This window comes from Paenibacillus sp. PastM-3 (genome assembly GCF_029893965.1).
GTDB lineage: Bacteria > Bacillota > Bacilli > Paenibacillales > Paenibacillaceae > Paenibacillus_AQ.
The window spans coordinates 390,582-407,684 of record NZ_JARXXP010000003.1 but is presented as its reverse complement, the minus strand read 5'-3'; the positions used below and the strand labels follow the sequence as shown (position 1 = coordinate 407,684).

Annotated in this window: 18 protein-coding genes; all 18 read right to left on the bottom strand. The window is 53.3% G+C overall.

All coding sequences use genetic code 11. From position 1 onward, the window contains the following. Window position 1 precedes the first annotated feature (1 nt). Window positions 2-1,090 carry a hypothetical protein gene (locus M2108_RS08540; RefSeq protein WP_277468394.1) on the bottom strand — a complete coding sequence of 363 codons (1,089 nt, stop codon included), beginning with the start codon at window positions 1,088-1,090 and terminating at the stop codon, window positions 2-4. A 91-nt stretch (window positions 1,091-1,181) separates the two neighbouring features. After that, window positions 1,182-1,769 carry a histidine phosphatase family protein gene (locus M2108_RS08535; RefSeq protein ID WP_277468395.1) on the bottom strand — a complete coding sequence of 196 codons (588 nt, stop codon included), beginning with the start codon at window positions 1,767-1,769 and terminating at the stop codon, window positions 1,182-1,184. A gap of 153 nt (window positions 1,770-1,922) precedes the next feature. Next, the gene (locus tag M2108_RS08530; RefSeq protein ID WP_277468396.1) at window positions 1,923-2,516 is read right to left on the bottom strand and encodes an anti-sigma factor; all 594 of its coding nucleotides are present in this window, start codon (window positions 2,514-2,516) and stop codon (window positions 1,923-1,925) included. Window positions 2,517-2,521: 5 nt separating this feature from the next. Further along, entirely contained in the window at window positions 2,522-3,109 is a 588-nt protein-coding gene (locus tag M2108_RS08525) for an RNA polymerase sigma factor (protein WP_090719818.1), read from the bottom strand. 673 nt (window positions 3,110-3,782) lie between these two features. Beyond that, window positions 3,783-4,877 carry a prephenate dehydrogenase gene (locus M2108_RS08520; RefSeq protein ID WP_277468397.1) on the bottom strand — a complete coding sequence of 365 codons (1,095 nt, stop codon included), beginning with the start codon at window positions 4,875-4,877 and terminating at the stop codon, window positions 3,783-3,785. Between the two features lie 48 nt (window positions 4,878-4,925). Beyond that, window positions 4,926-6,023, bottom strand: coding sequence for a histidinol-phosphate transaminase (hisC, locus tag M2108_RS08515; protein WP_277468398.1), 1,098 nt, complete (start codon window positions 6,021-6,023; stop codon window positions 4,926-4,928). A 55-nt stretch (window positions 6,024-6,078) separates the two neighbouring features. After that, on the bottom strand, window positions 6,079-6,900 hold the full coding sequence (trpA, locus tag M2108_RS08510; protein WP_090719810.1) for a tryptophan synthase subunit alpha: 822 nt from the start codon (window positions 6,898-6,900) through the stop codon (window positions 6,079-6,081). Beyond that, on the bottom strand, window positions 6,900-8,096 hold the full coding sequence (gene trpB, locus M2108_RS08505) for a tryptophan synthase subunit beta (protein WP_277468399.1): 1,197 nt from the start codon (window positions 8,094-8,096) through the stop codon (window positions 6,900-6,902). Before trpB ends, trpA begins: the two co-directional genes overlap by 1 nt. Continuing rightward, a complete protein-coding gene (locus M2108_RS08500) occupies window positions 8,093-8,773 on the bottom strand; it encodes a phosphoribosylanthranilate isomerase (RefSeq protein WP_277468400.1) in 681 nt (226 codons plus the stop codon). The genes trpB and M2108_RS08500 overlap by 4 nt, the downstream gene beginning before the upstream one ends. Further along, window positions 8,766-9,596 (bottom strand): indole-3-glycerol phosphate synthase TrpC, encoded by an 831-nt coding sequence (gene trpC / locus M2108_RS08495; protein ID WP_277468401.1) that lies wholly within the window; start codon window positions 9,594-9,596, stop codon window positions 8,766-8,768. The genes M2108_RS08500 and trpC overlap by 8 nt, the downstream gene beginning before the upstream one ends. Next, window positions 9,586-10,626, bottom strand: coding sequence for an anthranilate phosphoribosyltransferase (gene trpD, locus M2108_RS08490; RefSeq protein ID WP_277468402.1), 1,041 nt, complete (start codon window positions 10,624-10,626; stop codon window positions 9,586-9,588). Before trpD ends, trpC begins: the two co-directional genes overlap by 11 nt. Before the next feature lie 72 nt (window positions 10,627-10,698). Further along, complete coding sequence (gene trpE / locus M2108_RS08485; RefSeq protein ID WP_277468403.1) at window positions 10,699-12,252, bottom strand: anthranilate synthase component I; 1,554 nt, start codon at window positions 12,250-12,252, stop codon at window positions 10,699-10,701. 341 nt (window positions 12,253-12,593) lie between these two features. Next, entirely contained in the window at window positions 12,594-12,965 is a 372-nt protein-coding gene (gene aroH, locus M2108_RS08480) for a chorismate mutase (protein WP_090719796.1), read from the bottom strand. Next, window positions 12,959-14,062, bottom strand: coding sequence for a 3-dehydroquinate synthase (aroB, locus tag M2108_RS08475; protein WP_277468404.1), 1,104 nt, complete (start codon window positions 14,060-14,062; stop codon window positions 12,959-12,961). Before aroB ends, aroH begins: the two co-directional genes overlap by 7 nt. A 1-nt stretch (window position 14,063) precedes the next feature. Continuing rightward, window positions 14,064-15,233, bottom strand: a complete 1,170-nt coding sequence (gene aroC, locus M2108_RS08470) for a chorismate synthase (protein ID WP_277468405.1) — start codon at window positions 15,231-15,233, stop codon at window positions 14,064-14,066. 269 nt (window positions 15,234-15,502) lie between these two features. Then, entirely contained in the window at window positions 15,503-15,664 is a 162-nt protein-coding gene (locus M2108_RS08465) for a hypothetical protein (RefSeq protein ID WP_277468406.1), read from the bottom strand. A 109-nt stretch (window positions 15,665-15,773) separates the two neighbouring features. After that, complete coding sequence (locus M2108_RS08460) at window positions 15,774-16,577, bottom strand: CheR family methyltransferase (RefSeq protein WP_277468757.1); 804 nt, start codon at window positions 16,575-16,577, stop codon at window positions 15,774-15,776. Window positions 16,578-16,603: 26 nt separating this feature from the next. After that, a complete protein-coding gene (gene ndk, locus M2108_RS08455; RefSeq protein ID WP_277468407.1) occupies window positions 16,604-17,047 on the bottom strand; it encodes a nucleoside-diphosphate kinase in 444 nt (147 codons plus the stop codon). Between the last annotated feature and the right edge of the window lie 56 nt (window positions 17,048-17,103).

Here is a 17,103-nt window from a genome sequence, read left to right as displayed (position 1 = left end):
CTTACTTAGGCAGCCGCCTTGGAGTGGCCGCTTCCATTCCCCATGGGGTCATCATAATGACCGGGCCGTCAGGGGTCTCCCCCAGCCGAACCATCCCCAGATGAAGCATCATCCTTAGAACACGCTGTTCCAGAATGGAGGCCGCATCGTCATAGTAGAACGGTTTGATCAGCCAGCCTATTCCTTCCGTCAAGGAAGAGATGCTTACCCACTCTCCGGCGCTCTTACTAATCCAGTATACGATTGATGGAAGATTGGGAACAGCACCTTTATAGAGTTTTAACCAAAAGAAGAATATCTGCATCAGTCTTTCGGTTTTTCCTTCGGCGAGCAGTGTCTCTCCGGCAGCAGCCAGCGTCAAACGGAAGCCCTCTTCGGAAATATAACGGCGGTGTCTGGCATAATCATACAAAAGGGCCATTCTGGGCGGATAGTGCTCGCACGCTCTGCCGTAACCGAATCTCCATCCGCCTTTGCTAAGCAACGGCTCGGGTATCTGGAGCGCATTCATCAGCCCCTGCTGATAACGTTTATAGAGTGCACCCTCCTGGTTCAGCTCAGGCTCATTCTCTTTCACATAACGCATAAACAGCAGCAGATCGCCAGCCAGTAAATCCCCTTCGGACCGGTACACGCCAGGCTCACTGGCGTACACTACTTTTCCCCTGATATAACTGCCCATTTGTTCAATGAAACGGCGCTTCAAATCCTCCGGAACCTGAAACAGATACTTGCTCTGCTGTGAGGTACCGCTGAACAGCCAGCCTCCATTTTTGAAACGGCTGACCATTTCACGATATCCGCCGTCTTTGCCGTCCGGAATATCAAAGGATGCCTGTTTCGCTGCTGCCAGCAGATCCTCGAGACTAAAGTGGCTGCGTTCATCAAAAAGCAGTGTGTTCAGAAACCGCAATTCCTCCGGTTTACAGCTCCGGATATGAGAATCCATGAAATCCCGGCTTCCAAGCAGGATGAGAAGACTCTGGATCAAATCATGTTTCGAGTTTCGTTTGCAATCGCACTGGTAGCGTCCCGCTATCGCGGTAAGCTGGCCAATGTCCGCGTATGTGAGCATATCCGCCAGATTCATCATTCATCGCCTCACTGTTTTACTACCATTATGGGAAATACAGCCCTTTTTATTCCTTTTTTCTCAAAAAAAAATAACCCGAAAGCTCGGGTCACCGCTGATTCTGTAAAATATGGCGAGTACAATTATACAAAAGCGCATTCCATTCCTGTTCGCTTTTCTCAATAATGGTCAGGGACAGATTGCCGAGACGTTCTGTGTACTTGTCTTTGTATAACGCTACATAGAGCTGGGCGAGAAATCCGCCATGGGAGATAACCAGTATATTACTGTCAGGGTAGCGGGCGGTAATGTCCTCCATAAACGCAAGCCCCCGCAGCTGCAGCTGCTCATCGGTTTCCTGTCCCAGCTCAAGCAGATTCCAGTCCTTGCCCCATTGGGCCTCTCGCTCCAGAGCCGTCATCCCTTCCACCTGTCCGTAAGCACGTTCCCGGATCCGCTCATCCGGCTCGATCAGAGGGATACCCAGCTTCCCGGCAATAATCTTCCCCGTCTCTTCTGCCCGCGACAGACCGCTTGTTATGCAGAAATCCCAGCGGTAGGGTTCATCCAGCAGCCGCTCACCCAGCATTTCAGCCTGCCTCCGGCCTTCATCATTAAGCGGAATATCACTTTGTCCCTGTATTTTGCCTGCTGCATTCCAATCCGTCAGTCCATGGCGTATCAAGCCGACCAGCATCGCCTATCACCCTTCCATCCAGTATGTTTGCTTAATAATGTATCATGAATGCAAACAAATGTCTTCTTTATGATGTATTATGAACATCTTTGAAGGGGGTTCAGTGCCGGAAGCAACAAAAAGGTCCGCTTTACCCGGGGTAAAGGGACCTTGTCATTGTCTGCGGTAACGGTTCAGCCTTGTCAGCAGAAAGATGGACAGCGCTACGCCCAGCATGGATAATACCATCCAGTATTGCGGATGCGTGGGCCCCATGCTCACTACAAGCGGCTCAATAATTCTTCCCCCGGACTCTGTAGCAGGATAGGATGAAGACCATTCCAGCGTAAGTCCGGCTACACCTGAATCAATAATACCGCTCTGTGCCGAGCTTGTATTGGAAGATGTTTTGAACAAGGTGAAATATAAGAAGCTCGATAAAAACACGGCCAGAAAGCAGGCGATCCACAGGCTCAGCCTGCGGCGGAAAACAGCAGTATTGCCGGCAGATTTCCCGTCCCCCGGCATCAGCCACGGGCTCTCCAGATAAATCCGCTCCATAACCTTCTGATTGACGGCCTCAGCGCGTTCCGCGCTGATCTCCATTCTCAGGTCCTGCATAAGCTCGTTGCTCTCCTGCCAGATAGCCCATTCAGCGGCACAGTAAGAACAACCCGCGATATGTCTTTCAAGCTCAATCCGCTTAGGATCAGTGGGGGGAGCATCCCACAAAAGCGGAATGAAATCCTGCGCTTCCCTGCAGTTCATAGGCCTTACACCCTCTCAGCCTGCTCTTCCACTTCAGGCTCATAAAAATAGGATTCGAGTTGGAGCTTCACACTGCTCCTTGCACGAAACAACAGTGATTTCACGGAGCTGACACTCTGATCCAAAATGACGGCAATTTCCTGATAGTCCATCTGATCATATTCACGCAGAATCAGCGCCGAGCGCTGCTTCTCCGGGAGATTATTGATTGCTTCACGGACCAGATTCATCCGTTCCTTGCGCAGTGCAGCCTGTTCTGGTGCCACCTCCGCCGGTGCTACAGGCGTATAGCCGCTCTCTTCGAGTGAGACATTTCCTGCACGGTTCTTGCGCAGTTCACTGAGCACGGTGTTGCGGGCGATCGTGTACAGCCATGTTGAGAACGAAGCATCCACTTCACGGAAGGAATGCAGGCTCCGGAATGCTTTGTAGAATGTCTCCGAGCAGAGATCCTCTGCAATGAGCTCCATATGCGAATTCTTGAGCATATGGTATACAAAAGCCAGTATCTTTCGCTGGTATCTCCGCATCAGTTCCGAATATAGTTCTGTGTTTCCTTGCTTGATTAACTGGATCAACTGGGAATCCGTCATGGTGAGTTTAGCCCTCCTCGCCCTTGCACGATTAACCCGTCAGGTCCGTAACTGTATATACCGGCCTGGGGTAAAAAAGTTGCGGTGAATCCTCCAAATTTGCAATTCCGTAAATCCTAAAATTAAAATCGGTAAGTTTAACTTAATAACGCAATACTTCCTATGTATATTCAGCGTTCCGGCAATTAAGAAATGCTGTATGTAAATACAGAAATATAAATGCACATTCAAATATTTCCAAATGTAATCTATAAACATACTTAACCAGTATAGCATACATTCTATCAGGATGAAATTAGTAGACTTTTGTAAACCTATTCTTTACCAAATGGCAGGAAAAGTCGAAATCCGGAGAAGCCGCTGGACTCAAATTAGTTTTAAATAAAGTGTTGACAAAATGTAAACGGATACATATAATAAAAGTACAGTATGGTTTCTCTCCACTCCTATCCAAACACTGTACGATTCCAATATCCATTGTGAATTGTAGCCGCTTACTTTGTAAGCGGTTCTTTTTTTTGTTAAAAACCTTTTACCCTCTGCTACCCGGAGGCTTCTCAAGCTTTCAGGCTATAATCAAAAACAGCGCGTACCGGCTTAACCGGCACGCGCTGTTTCTCATGGACAGCTTCTGTCTCCTGCACTTAAATGATCCTGGCAGCAGTGCTGCTGTCTATACGTATACTGTGTAATCGCTACGCTGCAGAAGCACCTTGGCCCGCTCCATGTCGTTCTCCTGGCGGAACGACAGTCGCATGATCCCCGGCACATCCTCACGGCTCTCAATAATCTGGACGTTGCTGAGGTTAATCCCCTGATCCCCGAGTTCAGTGGCGATGCGGCCGATAATCCCCGGATGATCGGGAACATCAATGTGCAAATCGAACAGCGGGGCAATCATACCCTTGCGGCGTTCGGGCAGCTGGCTGCGGAAGCCGCCCGCTTCATGGAAAGCCTCCTCGATACCGGCGCCATCTGAGCTCTCCAGCATCTGAATGAAGGAAGAAACCTCCTCATTCCAGTCTTTCAGAAGCCGCAGCATCACTTCACGGTTATTCAGCAGAATGTCGCGCCAGATAATCGGATCACTGGAGGCAATCCGGGTAATATCCCGGAATCCCCCTGCAGCCAGTGTGCTGTACAGCGAATCCTCTGTATCATAGGCATGAATCTGATTCACAAGAGCTACAGCGATAATATGCGGCAAATGGCTGATGGCCCCGACAATTTCATCATGACGTTCCGGATCAAGCCGGACGATCTGTGCTCTCGTATGTAATAACAGGGATTTCAGTGCCTCATAGGCTTCCTCCGGCACTCCGGGCGGCGGGGTCAGCACATAGTAGGCATTCTCGAACAGCAGGGAAGAAGCAGCTTCCACACCGGAACGTTCCGAGCCGGCCATCGGATGGCCGCCAATGAAATGGACGCCGGGAATATCGAGGGAAACTGCACAGGCTGCAATGCTGGCCTTGGTGCTGCCGACATCCGTAATGATGCAGCCCGGCTTGAGCGGAAGCTTGCTCAGCTGCTGCAGGTACCCCTCCAGCATGCCGACGGGCACGCACAGGAAGATATAATCGGCGTCAAGCGCCGCTTCCTCAACAGACAGAGTAGCATGATCCACCACTCCCCTACTGACATATTTCACCGCAGATTCAGGACGGTGGGCATGGCCGACGACGGTCAGGCCCTCCTTGCCTTTGAAGCAAAGGGCCAGTGAGCCTCCGATCAGACCGACACCGAAGATTGCTATTTTTGTCGTCATATCTTTGTACTACCTGCCTTCTGTTATTTCGTCTTGTTCCGAATCTGTTTAAGCCCGTACTTCCTGTTCAGACAGCGTCTGTTCCAGTGCACTGATAAAAGCCTTGTTCTGTTCCGCTGAACCCACAGTCACACGGATATAAGTCGGGTACAGACGGTGTCCGGCCCGGACAATAATGCCGAGACGCAGCAGGGCCTCAAATACCTCTACAGCAGGCTTGCGTACATCAACCATGATGAAGTTGCCGTTAGCCGGGAAGGAATGAAGGCCCAGACGCAGGAATTCCTCCTGCAGCTGTGCAATCCCTTCACTGTTAAGCCGGCGGCATTCAGCCACATAGTCCTGATCAGCCAGCGCTGCCAGGGCTCCGGCCTGAGCCAGTCGGGAAGTGTTGAACGGCTCACGCACCTTATTAATCAGATTGATGATCTGCGGGCTGGCAACACCGTAACCGATACGCAGGGCGGCCAGACCATAAATCTTGGAGAAGGTCCGCAGAACCACCAGATTCGGATACTGCTCCATCAGCTTGATCCCATCTGTATAGGACTCGTCTGTCACATATTCAAAGTAAGCTTCATCCAGCACCACCATTACTCCTGCCGGTACTGCATCCAGGAATTTAACCAGTGCATTGTGCGGGACAATTGTTCCGGTAGGGTTATTCGGATTGCAGATCCAGATGACCTTGGTCTTGTCAGTGACGCGGGCAAGCATGCCGTCAAGATCGTGGGTTCCGTCTGCCAGCGGTACTTCAATGGTTAGAGCTCCTTCAATATCCGCATTGCTCTTGTATACGGAGAAGGTCTGATCTGCCATGATGGTCTCATCGCCGGGCAGGAAGAAGGCGCGGCAGATCAGGGCGATGATCTCGTCCGAACCGCAGCCGAAAATGATATTCTCGCTTTGTACGCCGAGATGTCCGGCCAGCGCGGCCGTCAGACCAGCTGCTGAGCCGTCGGGATACAGGAACAGATTGTCGAGATCCGCGATAATGGCCGCTTTGGCACTCGGGGAAGCACCATACGGATTTTCATTGGAAGCGAGCTTGATGACCTCTTCCAGGCCAAGCTCTTTTTTAACCTCATCAATAGGTTTTCCCGGCTTGTAGACAGGGAGGTTAACGATATTCGGTTTCGGATTCATCTGAAGTCCTCACTCTCCATGAATAGTAACAGCCTGCTTCAGGCAGGCTTGACTGTTATGGTCTTAATTGTGACACAAATTCACGAATTTGCAACAGCCCGTCACTGCGGGTGGCCGGGTTTTCCAGCAGCGGTATGACCTCTTCCACCTTGCGGACAATCGCACTGCCCACAACGACACCGTCACATATTTGTGCAAAGCGGGCCACCTGCTCGCCGGTGGAAATACCGAAGCCTACGGCTACCGGCAGATCCGTTGCACGGCGGACCGAAGCAATAAAGTCGTCTACACCGCTGTGAAAAGAGGACCGTTCTCCTGTCACACCAAGCGAGGATACGCAATATACAAAGCCGCTGGCGCCGGAAACGATCCGTTCGATCCGCTCACTGGAGGTCGGGGCAACCAGCGGAATGAGATTCACGCCTGCTTCACGGCTGCGCCGGCGCATCTCCTCCGACTCTTCTACAGGCAGGTCGGGAATGATCAGGCCGCTGATCTCATGGGTATCCAGCTCGGCAAAAAAGGTATCCAGGCCCATCTGCAGCACCGGATTATAGTAGGTGAACAGGATGAACGGCAGCTTGCTGCCGTTCTGCCGGGCCTTCAGCGCGGTTTCCATACAGGTGCGGAGGTGAACCTTGCCGCGCAGCGCTCTGGATGAGGCCCGCTGGATGACCGGTCCGTCCGCCAGCGGATCGGAATAGGGAACTCCAAGCTCCAGCACATCCGCTCCGGCAGCCTCGAGCTCGGAGATAATATCCAGCGTAGTTTCAAGATCGGGATCGCCTACGGTAAGAAAAGGGATCAGGGCCGTTCTGCCTTCCTCTTTAAGCTTCCGGAAAGCCAGATCCATCCGGTTAGTCGTTTCGGTGGTCATTACAAATCCGCCCCTTCCGTATAAGCCATGATCGATTCCACGTCTTTGTCCCCGCGCCCGGAGAGGCAAATCACCACGATATCATCCTTGCTGAGTCCGGGGGCAATTTTGGCCACATGGGCGATGGCATGCGCCGATTCCAAAGCCGGAATAATCCCTTCGGTTACGCATAAAAGTTTGAGGGCGTCGAGCGCTTCCTTATCGGTAACGGGAACATATTTGGCCCGTTCGATGTCCTTGAGATAGGAATGCTCCGGGCCAACCCCGGGATAATCCAGACCGGCAGAGATGGAATGGGCTTCGGTCACCTGACCGTGTTCATCCTGCAGCAGGTAGCTCATGGAGCCCTGGAATACCCCGTGCGTTCCTTTGCTCATGGTTGCCGCGTGGAAAGGGGTATCGACGCCTTTGCCGGCAGCCTCCACACCGATCATTCCTACACTCTCGTCTTCCATGAACGGGTAGAACATGCCGATGGCATTGCTGCCGCCGCCGACTGCCGCAACCAGCAGATCCGGAAGACGGCCTTCGGCCTCCAGAATCTGGCGCCGTGTCTCGTCGCCGATAATCCGCTGGAAGTTGCGGACCATCATCGGGTAAGGGTGAGGGCCGACAGCCGAGCCCAGAATATAGAAGGTATCCTCGACATTGCTGACCCAGTAGCGCAGCGCTTCATTGCCGGCATCCTTGAGGGTCCGGGAACCGGAAGTCACCGGGATGACCTCGGCTCCAAGCAGCTTCATGCGGAACACATTAAGCGCCTGGCGGCGGGTATCCTCTTCACCCATGAACACTTTGCATTCCATGCCCAGCAGCGCCGCCACCGTAGCGGTAGCCACACCGTGCTGGCCGGCGCCTGTTTCGGCGATAACCTTGGTTTTGCCCATTCTTTTGGCCAGAATCCCCTGCCCGATTGCATTGTTGATCTTATGGGCTCCGGTATGGTTGAGATCCTCACGCTTCAGATAGATCTTGGCCCCGCCAAGCTGCTTGGTCAGCCGCTCTGCATAGTACAGTGGCGTTTCACGCCCGGAATACTGTTTCAGCAGATACTCTATTTCTTCCTGAAAAGCCGGGTCCGCCGAAAATTTGGCATAGGACTCCTCCAGCTCAATCAGTGCATTCATCAAGGTTTCGGGAACGAAGCGGCCTCCAAAAGAACCAAAACGCCCGTATTTGTCCGGTACTTGTATCATGATTGCTTCACCCTTTCCACAAAAGAAGTCATTTTGGCAATATCCTTTACCCCGCTGCTCTCTACCCCGCTGGAGACATCTACCCCATCAGGGCTGTAATCTCTCAGTAATTCACCAACGTTATCCGGATGAAGTCCTCCTGCTACAAATAAAGGCAGTCCATGCCTTGCTGCAGCCTGATGGAAGAACGGAATCCTGCCCCAGTCAAAGGTTCGGCCTGAACCGCCGCTGCCCTGCGGATCGTATGTATCCAGCAGCAGTGCGTCAACAGTCCCTGCATAGCTGTCCACCATACTCTCGCCTCCAGTGCCATCCGCTTGTCCACTGCCGGCCACCGAAAGCGCCTTCCATACCTTAGCCTGCGGAAAAGCCAGCTTGACCTCCCTGCAGTAATCAGGACTCTCCTGCCCGTGCAGCTGAATCACATCCAGCGGAACAACGGCCAGAAGCTCCTGCAGCTCCTGCAGCTCAGGATTCACAAAGACTCCGGCCGCGCCGGGAGCTTTGCCTGTTTCCCAGCCGGACAGCTCGGCAGCCAGCAGTGCTGCCTGTTCAGCAGTGACTCTGCGGCGGCTGGGAGCAAATACAAAGCCGATATAGTCGAGCGGCAATCGCTTCATAGATTTTAGCACTTCAACGTCCTGAAGTCCACAGATTTTTACCAGCGCTTCAGCCATGCAGGGCACGATCCTTTCCTGCAGAAACCGGTCCGAGCAGCCCGTGTACCGCTTCTTCTACGTTCTCCTGCCGCATCAGGTACTCTCCGACCAGCACACCGTCGGCACCGCTTGAGCGCAAATAATCAATATCTGCCGGACCGGCGATTCCGCTCTCACTGATTACAGCCACCCCTTGGGGCACCAGAGCCGCCAGCTCGGCTGTTGTCTCCAGCCGGGTCTCAAATGTGCGAAGGTTGCGGTTATTGATGCCGAGCAGCACATGAGGACTATTGATTTTACCGGTACTGATTACCAGCTCCAGCTCGCTTTGGTCATGGATCTCAATCAGCACATCCAGGCCGAGAGAGCCTGCCAGGTCGGTAAAGGAGGCCAATTGTTCTGCAGTGAGAATCGCCGCAATCAGCAGGATGGCATCCGCACCCAGTATCCGCGCTTCGTAAATCTGCAGCTCGTCAATAATAAAATCCTTGCGCAGCAGCGGCAGACTCACCGCGTCTCTTACCTGCTGCAGAAAGGCATTGCTGCCCTGGAAATAGTCCCGGTCAGTCAGAACCGAAAGGCAATCAGCGCCGCCTGCCTCGTAACCGCGGGCAATAGCGGAAGGATCGAAATCCGCCCGGATCAGCCCTTTTGACGGCGATGCCTTCTTAACCTCTGCAATCAGCCCCATCTCCCGGTTCCGGCGTTGTATCAGTGCATCCCTGAACCCCCTGGTAGCGGGCAAACCTGCTATGACCTCTTCAGCTACTGCTATAGAGAAGCTTGTGCCCAGGGCTGCAACCTCTTTTACTTTGGTGGCGACAATTTTATCAAGATACATAGTCAAGCTCCTTTGTCATGGCTTTGAGCTGCTCCAGCTTGAGCAGTGCTTTGCCGGAATCGATCATCTGGCGGGCCTGCGCCACACCTTCGTTCAGACTCTCCGCCAGTCCGGCAACATAGATACAGGCACCGGCATTAGCCAGGACAATATCACGGTATGGGGTAAGCGCTCCCTGCAGTACATCTGTAATAATGGCGGCGTTCTCGGCAGCATCCCCGCCCAGCACTGCCTCCAGCGGATGGCGGCTCAGGCCAAGCTCTTCCGGCGTAATCTCATACGTAGTTACAATTCCGTTCTTCAATTCAGACACCTGTGTAGGCGCCGATATGCTGATTTCATCCAGGCCGTCCAGACTGCTTACAATCATGGCCCGCTTGGAGCCCAGCTCCTTCAGTACGTTAGCGACAATATTAGTCTTATCCCGGTCATAGATGCCCATCAGCTGCCGGTCAGCTCCAGCCGGGTTGGTCAGCGGGCCCAGCATATTGAAGACGGTCCGGACACCAAGCTCACGGCGCGGAGCAGCGGCGTGCTTCATGGACGGGTGATAAATCTGCGCAAACAGGAAGCAGATTCCGATACTGTCCAGGCAGCGGCGGGCCTGCTCCGCATTCAGGTGAATGTTCACACCCAGCGCTTCCAGTACATCTGCACTGCCTGCTCTGCCGGAAGCAGAGCGGTTGCCATGCTTGGCGACGCGTACAGACGCAGCTGAGGAGATGATAGCAGAAGCGGTAGAAATATTAAATTTATGGATGCCTGAGCCTCCGGTACCGCAGGTATCCAGTAGTCTGGTGCGTTCTGTGAGCACCGGGGTTCCGAATCCGCGCATCGCCTCGGCAAAGCCGGTAATTTCCTCAACCGTCTCTCCCTTGATCCGCAGCGCGGTCAGCAGGGCACCGATCTGTGCCGCTGATGCGGTACCATCCATAATCGTTCCCATTATTTCACGGGCCTGCGCCCGGCTGAGATTTTTCCCTTCGATTAATCCCGCAATTCCTGATTGTATTAACTGGCTTGCTTCCATATTGATCTGCCTCCTAAAAGTAGTATGGAGCATTCTCTGCTCGGCTCTTCTAATCTTCACTGGTTCCTTCGCTTACGGGGTATATTCGTACATGTAATCCTGATTGATTACCTGCGGTTCTCTGATCTCTGCCGGAAACATGGCTTCTGCCATCCGGATTGCTTTTAACATCGCCTTCGCTTTGTTAAGGGTCTCTTCATATTCCTTCTCCGGCACTGAATCCCAGACAATTCCCGCCCCGGCCTGCACATAGGCCCGGCCTTTGCGGAAGATAATCGTTCGGATCGTAATACAGGAATCCATATTACCGGAGAAGCCCAGGTACCCGATGGCTCCTGCATAAGCCCCTCTGGCTTCCCGCTCGAGCTCGGAGATAATCTCCATCGCGCGCAGCTTGGGTGCACCGGAGACGGTTCCTGCCGGCAAGCAGGACAGGAAGGCGTCGAAGAAATCCTTGTTGTCGTCCAGCGTTCCCGACACATTGGATACCATGTGCATGACATGGGAGTATTTCTCTATCTCCATAAAGGAATCGCATTTGACTGTGCCGAACTTCGATACCCGGCCAAGATCATTGCGGCCCAGGTCCACCAGCATCAGATGCTCTGCCCGCTCCTTCTCATCCTCCAGCAGCTCCTGGGCCAGTGCCCGGTCCTCTGCCTCGTCCGCTCCCCGGGGGCGGGTTCCGGCAATCGGCCGGGTAGCTACCCGGCTGCCGTCCACCTTCACCAGCGCCTCCGGAGAGGTGCCGACGATGATCTCCTCATCCATCTTGAGGTAGTACATATACGGCGAAGGGTTCAGCGTACGGAGCATCCGGTACACATGCAGCGGAGAGACCTCCGTCTCAATATGCAGCCGCTGCGACAGCACCACTTGAAAAATATCTCCCGCACGGATGTACTCTTTGGCCTGCTCCACATTGGCAATGTACTGCTCCTTGGTCAGGTTGGAATGAATCTGGCCCAGCTCAATATCCTCCGGTATGCTGCGGCGGTTGACGTTTTCTTTGGGCCCTTCCTTTTGCAGCTCTTCAGCGAAGTCTTCCAGCTTGCCGTTCAAGGCTTCGTAGGCAGCCCGGATATCGGAATCCGTGTCACCGTCTTTGATATGCAGGTTGCCTATGAGCAGGATCTGCTGCTTCACATGATCGAATACAATAATACGGTCGCAGAACATAAACCGGATATCATCCGTCCCCAGATCATCAACCGCGTGCGGGGACAGCTTCTCGTAATATTGCAGCAGGTCGTAACCGAAGAATCCGATTGCCCCGCCGGTAAAAGGAGGCATCCCGTCCAGCTTGGGGCTGCGGTAGGAGCGGAGCAGCGCTTTTAGCTCTTCGACCGGTTTGCCGGTGAGCTGTCTCTGCTCTTCGCCTACTTTGACATGGATGACGTTCTTTTTTCCCGAGATGGTCAGAAAAGGATCGCTGCCGATAAAAGAATAACGGGCCCACTGGATTCCGCCCTCTACACTTTCCAGCAGAAAGGCATGGGATTCGCCGGCAAACCGCTGAAACAGCCGGATCGGCGTCTCCATATCAGCCAGCAGTCTTTTTACTACAGGAATCAGGTTATACTCCCGCGACAGTTTCACTACTTCTTCGATGCCAGGGTACGTCATTTGGAATACCTCCTTGGAATGGTCAAATCTATAATCCGGAATACAAAAAAACCTCTACCGGAGTAGAGGTTGTGTAGGCAAGTATATGAAAAAGCGCACTGGACAAGGCATTATTCTCCGAATTAGACGACATCGTCACGTAGAGGATATACGGGTAGCGCAAATACTACCATGAAGTACATCCATGCGGACATATCTAAAATAAACGGAATGCCTCAGATCTAACATCCTGCACTCATCTCAACTATACTCAACTAGGCTCAAACTAAACTCATCTTCTCTCGGCTAATTACACTATACATGATGACGGTGTTCATTGACAACCCGCAGCAGCAAATTAATTACTTGCTCTGTGAGAGATCAGGGCGAAGCTTCTTGGCCTCATTAAGATAGACGTGGCGGATATCCCGCTGTGATTTGTCCGTATTGACCTGCACCATCAGACGGATACACTTCGGCAGGCCGCCCTTAACAGGGATTTCGACGGAGCACATCAGCGGCACCAGCTCCCAGCCTTCGATCTCACGGATGGCACGTGCCGGAAACGTAGCATCCAGATCACCGGTCACAGTAATCCATACGCTGCAGATATCTTCAGCAATAACATCATTGCGCTCGACAATTTCCCGGAGCAGTACTACGGTTTCACGTAAAATTTCATTTTCCTCATTATTGACGACGGTTGTTGCGCCGCGGATCCCCCGGTTTACCATGGGCTCCCCTCCTTCTTGAGCTGTGCGATAACCTCGCGCACGTCACTCTGCTGTATATCATTAATGATGCTCACAGCACCGATTGAATCTGGCACAATAAAGGTCATTTTGCCTTCCTTGAACTTCTTGTCATGCATCATCGCTTCCATCAGCGCATCCTCGCTGTATTCCGCCGGGAGTCTGACCGGCAGCGACAATGCAGACAGCATGGATACGGTATCCTCGTATATTTCACGGTCCCGGCCCAGCTTGGCTGCCAGCAGCGCCGAACCGGCCATGCCGATGGCGATAGCCTCCCCATGCAGGAATACACCATAGCCGCCCACTGCTTCTATGGCGTGGCCGATTGTGTGTCCCAGGTTAAGAATGGCCCGCAGGCCGTTCTCACGCTCATCGGTACCGACCACCCTTGCCTTGATGGCGCATCCTCGCTCCAATGCATAGCCCAGCGCCTCGGCATCCAGAGCCAGCAGCTCTGAAGCATGCTCGCGGCACCAGTATGCAAACTCCTTATCGAGAATAAGGCCGTGCTTCACCACTTCAGCCAGCCCGGAAGACACCTCGCGGGGCGGAAGCGTGCGCAGTGTATCCAGATCATACAGGACCATGGACGGCTGATAAAAGGCGCCGATCATATTCTTCGCCAGCGGATGATTGACAGCCACCTTGCCCCCGACACTGCTATCATGCGCTAGAATGGTTGTCGGAATCTGCACAAACCCGATTCCCCGCATATACGTAGCGGCCACATAACCCGCGAGATCACCGACGACTCCGCCGCCAAGCGCCAGGACCGCGGAGCTGCGGTCCAGTCCGGCCTGGATGGCCGTTGTAATCACTTCTTCGTATACCGCCAATGACTTGGATGCTTCACCGGACGGGATTACATGACTAACGACAGTATAGCCCTGTCCGCGAAGCGAGGCTTCCACCACGCTCAGATAACGGGGGGCTACCTCGCTGTCACTGACCACCAGCAGCGGGCTCCGCTGCGGTAAGCCTGCTTCCCTGCAGCGCTCCCCGATACCTTGCAGCAATCCGCTGCCGATCAGGATCGGATAGGAGCGCTCGCCCAAATCTACGGTTATGCTGCGCATATCAGTAGCTCTCCAGCTGGGCCAGGTAATTATTGTAGTTGGCTCTGATCTCCTCAAGCGAATCCCCGCCGAACTTGTCGAGGAAGGCTTTGGCAAGCTCCCAGGCTACAACATTCTCCAGCACTACACAGGCTGCAGGAACTGCACAGGCATCGGAGCGCTCCACCTGCGCCGTGAACGGCTCTTTGGTATCAATATCTACGCTTTGCAGCGGTTTGTACAGCGTCGGGATCGGCTTCATGACACCGCGGACGACAACCGGCATTCCATTGGTCATGCCGCCTTCAAATCCGCCCAGCCGGTTGCTGGCCCGGTAGTATCCGCGGGATGGATCGTACATGATCTCATCATGCACCTGCGAGCCGCGGAGAATGCCGGCTTCAAAGCCGATACCGATTTCTACGCCCTTGAACGCGTTGATCGACATAACCGCTCCGGCAATTGCCGCATCCAGCTTACGGTCGTACTGCACATAGCTGCCGAGGCCGACAGGCAGACCTTCCACGATACATTCTACAATTCCGCCGATGGAGTCGCCTTCCTCCTTAATCTTGTCTATGTACGCCTCCATCTTCTGCTCGGTCTCTTTATCTACAACTCTCACAGAGGATTCTTCTGTCTTGGCAATGAGCTCATCAATAGGCAGATCGTTTGCCGGCGCTTCAATCTCGCCGATCCGGATCACCTGTCCGGCAATCTTGACACCGAACTCCTCCAGCAGCTGGCGGGCAACAGCACCTACCGCTACTCTTGCTGCCGTCTCGCGGGCGCTGGAGCGCTCCAGCACATTGCGCAGATCTGTATGGTTATACTTGAGTCCGCCATTTAGGTCTGCATGTCCCGGACGAGGACGGTTCACGCGCCGCTTCTCCTCGTCACTGCCGGGAATCGGCTCAATATTCATAATATTCTTCCAGTGTGTCCAGTCCTTGTTCTCCACTACAAGGGCTACCGGGGCACCTGTTGTATAGCCGTGGCGTACTCCGCCGACGATCTGGGCCGTATCCTTCTCGATCTGCATCCGGCGCCCGCGGCCGTAGCCCTTCTGTCTGCGGTGCAGCTGAAAATTAAGCTCTTCGAAATCAAGTGTCAGATTACTGGGCAATCCCTCGATAATGGCTGTAAGCTGGGGGCCGTGCGTTTCCCCCGCTGTTAAGTAGCGTAAACTCATGACGCGTTCCCCTTTCACACTTTTAAACTGTAAACCGCTAAAATATTAAAACTCTTGCCTCATTATAGTATAGCCTACACGCTTTGACAAGAAAGGATAAGCTCTGGTCAGGCGGCAGCGTTATACAAAATCCCCCCGCAAAGCGCAGCCTTTACATTGGTGCTGACTCAAGTACTTAGCGGGGGCGCTCTCATTTCAAAGAACAGCGCCGCCCGGCTCTTTCGAGCTCAGGCGGCGCTGCGGCACATTACGGTTCAGAGCTTCCACTTCTAGCTTCCGATCCTTTGCTGCGCCTCGGGAATGCGTTGCTTGCCTTCCACCTGACTGAGCAGGCTCTGCAGCTGCAGCTCTTCGACGCCAAGAATTTGCCCGCACTCGCGGACGGTCAGAAACCCGCGTCTGTACGCGGCAATGACCTTACTTTTGTCCATGTGAATTATCGACCTTTCGCATAGCATACGGTACCTGTTTTCATTATCACTGAAAAGAGGATAAAGTATACCCGCTCCGGGCAGAACAACGGCTGGTATGTGCATCCTGTTATTTTTTACGGTAAAAGAAGGTCTCTGTCGATTCAAATCCGTATTGGGCCGGGGTAAAAATCTGCTCCGTGCTGCCTACGAACAAATACCCGCCGGGACGCAGGCTGGCCGAGAATTTGTGATACAGCTTGTTCTTAGCCTCCTCTGTGAAATAGATCATCACATTGCGGCAGATGATCAGATCAAAGCCGGCATCAAATTTGTCGAGCAGCAGATTCTGCTTGCGGAATTCGATATTTTTCCTGAGCGCTTCACTAACCTTGAACACCGGGCCCTCCGGTGTGAAATAGCGGGCTGCTACATCCCCCGGCACATCCTTCAGGGAACGTTCCAGATAGAGGCCCTGCTTCGCTTTGGATAATGCACCATCATCAATATCCGTTGCAAGAATGCCAGTCTGGGTCAGCAGATTCTTGTCCGACAGGATCATAGCCAGTGTATACGGCTCTTCCCCGGTTGAACAGGCGGCACTCCACAGCTTCAGCTGGCGGCCGGAGCGCTGGAGCTCGGGCAGAATAACATCCCGCAGCACCTCCCAGCGGTTCGGATTGCGCCAGAATTCAGATACATTGATAGTCATCCGGTCCAGAAATTCATAGAATAAAGCCTTGTCCTTCATCATAGCGGCAAAAAAATCAGTAAAGGTATGATATCCGTTCTTCATCCGCAGTGTGGTCAGGCGGCGCTTCATCTGCGCTTCCTTGTATTGGGCAAGGTCTATTCCTGTGCTTTGCTTGACGTTATGAATAAAGCCGGTATAATCCGGGTCTGGCGCAGTTGTTGTCTCTTCACGATCAGCCATCATTCATCCCTGCCTCCTGCCGAAATTTACATCCAGACCGCGATGTCTTTAGTGTAGTCAGCCAGTTCATCAGGAGCGAAGAAATTGGCGATTTCGCGTGCTGCGCTTTCCGGAGAATCCGAACCGTGAATCAGGTTAAGCGGAGTGTGGCTGGCATAATCACCGCGGATCGTTCCTGGCAATGCTTCGCCTACCTTCGTTTTGCCGATCAACAGCCGGGATAGAGCAACCACGTCATCGCCTTCCCACACCATTGCGAACACAGGACCGGAAGTAATAAAGCCTACAAGCTCCGGGAAAAAGTCCTTACCCTCGTGCTCTGCATAGTGCTTCTTGGCCTGCTCTTCCGTAACCTTAATCAGCTTGGCGGCAACCAGCTTAAACCCCTTGTCCTCCAGCCGGGCTACAATACGTCCGATTAATCCGCGCTGAACACCATCCGGTTTGATCATCAGATACGTCTTTTCCATAGAGCCACTCTCCAATTTCGCTTTTTATTTTCTGATATTATCAGAAAGCATGCCAT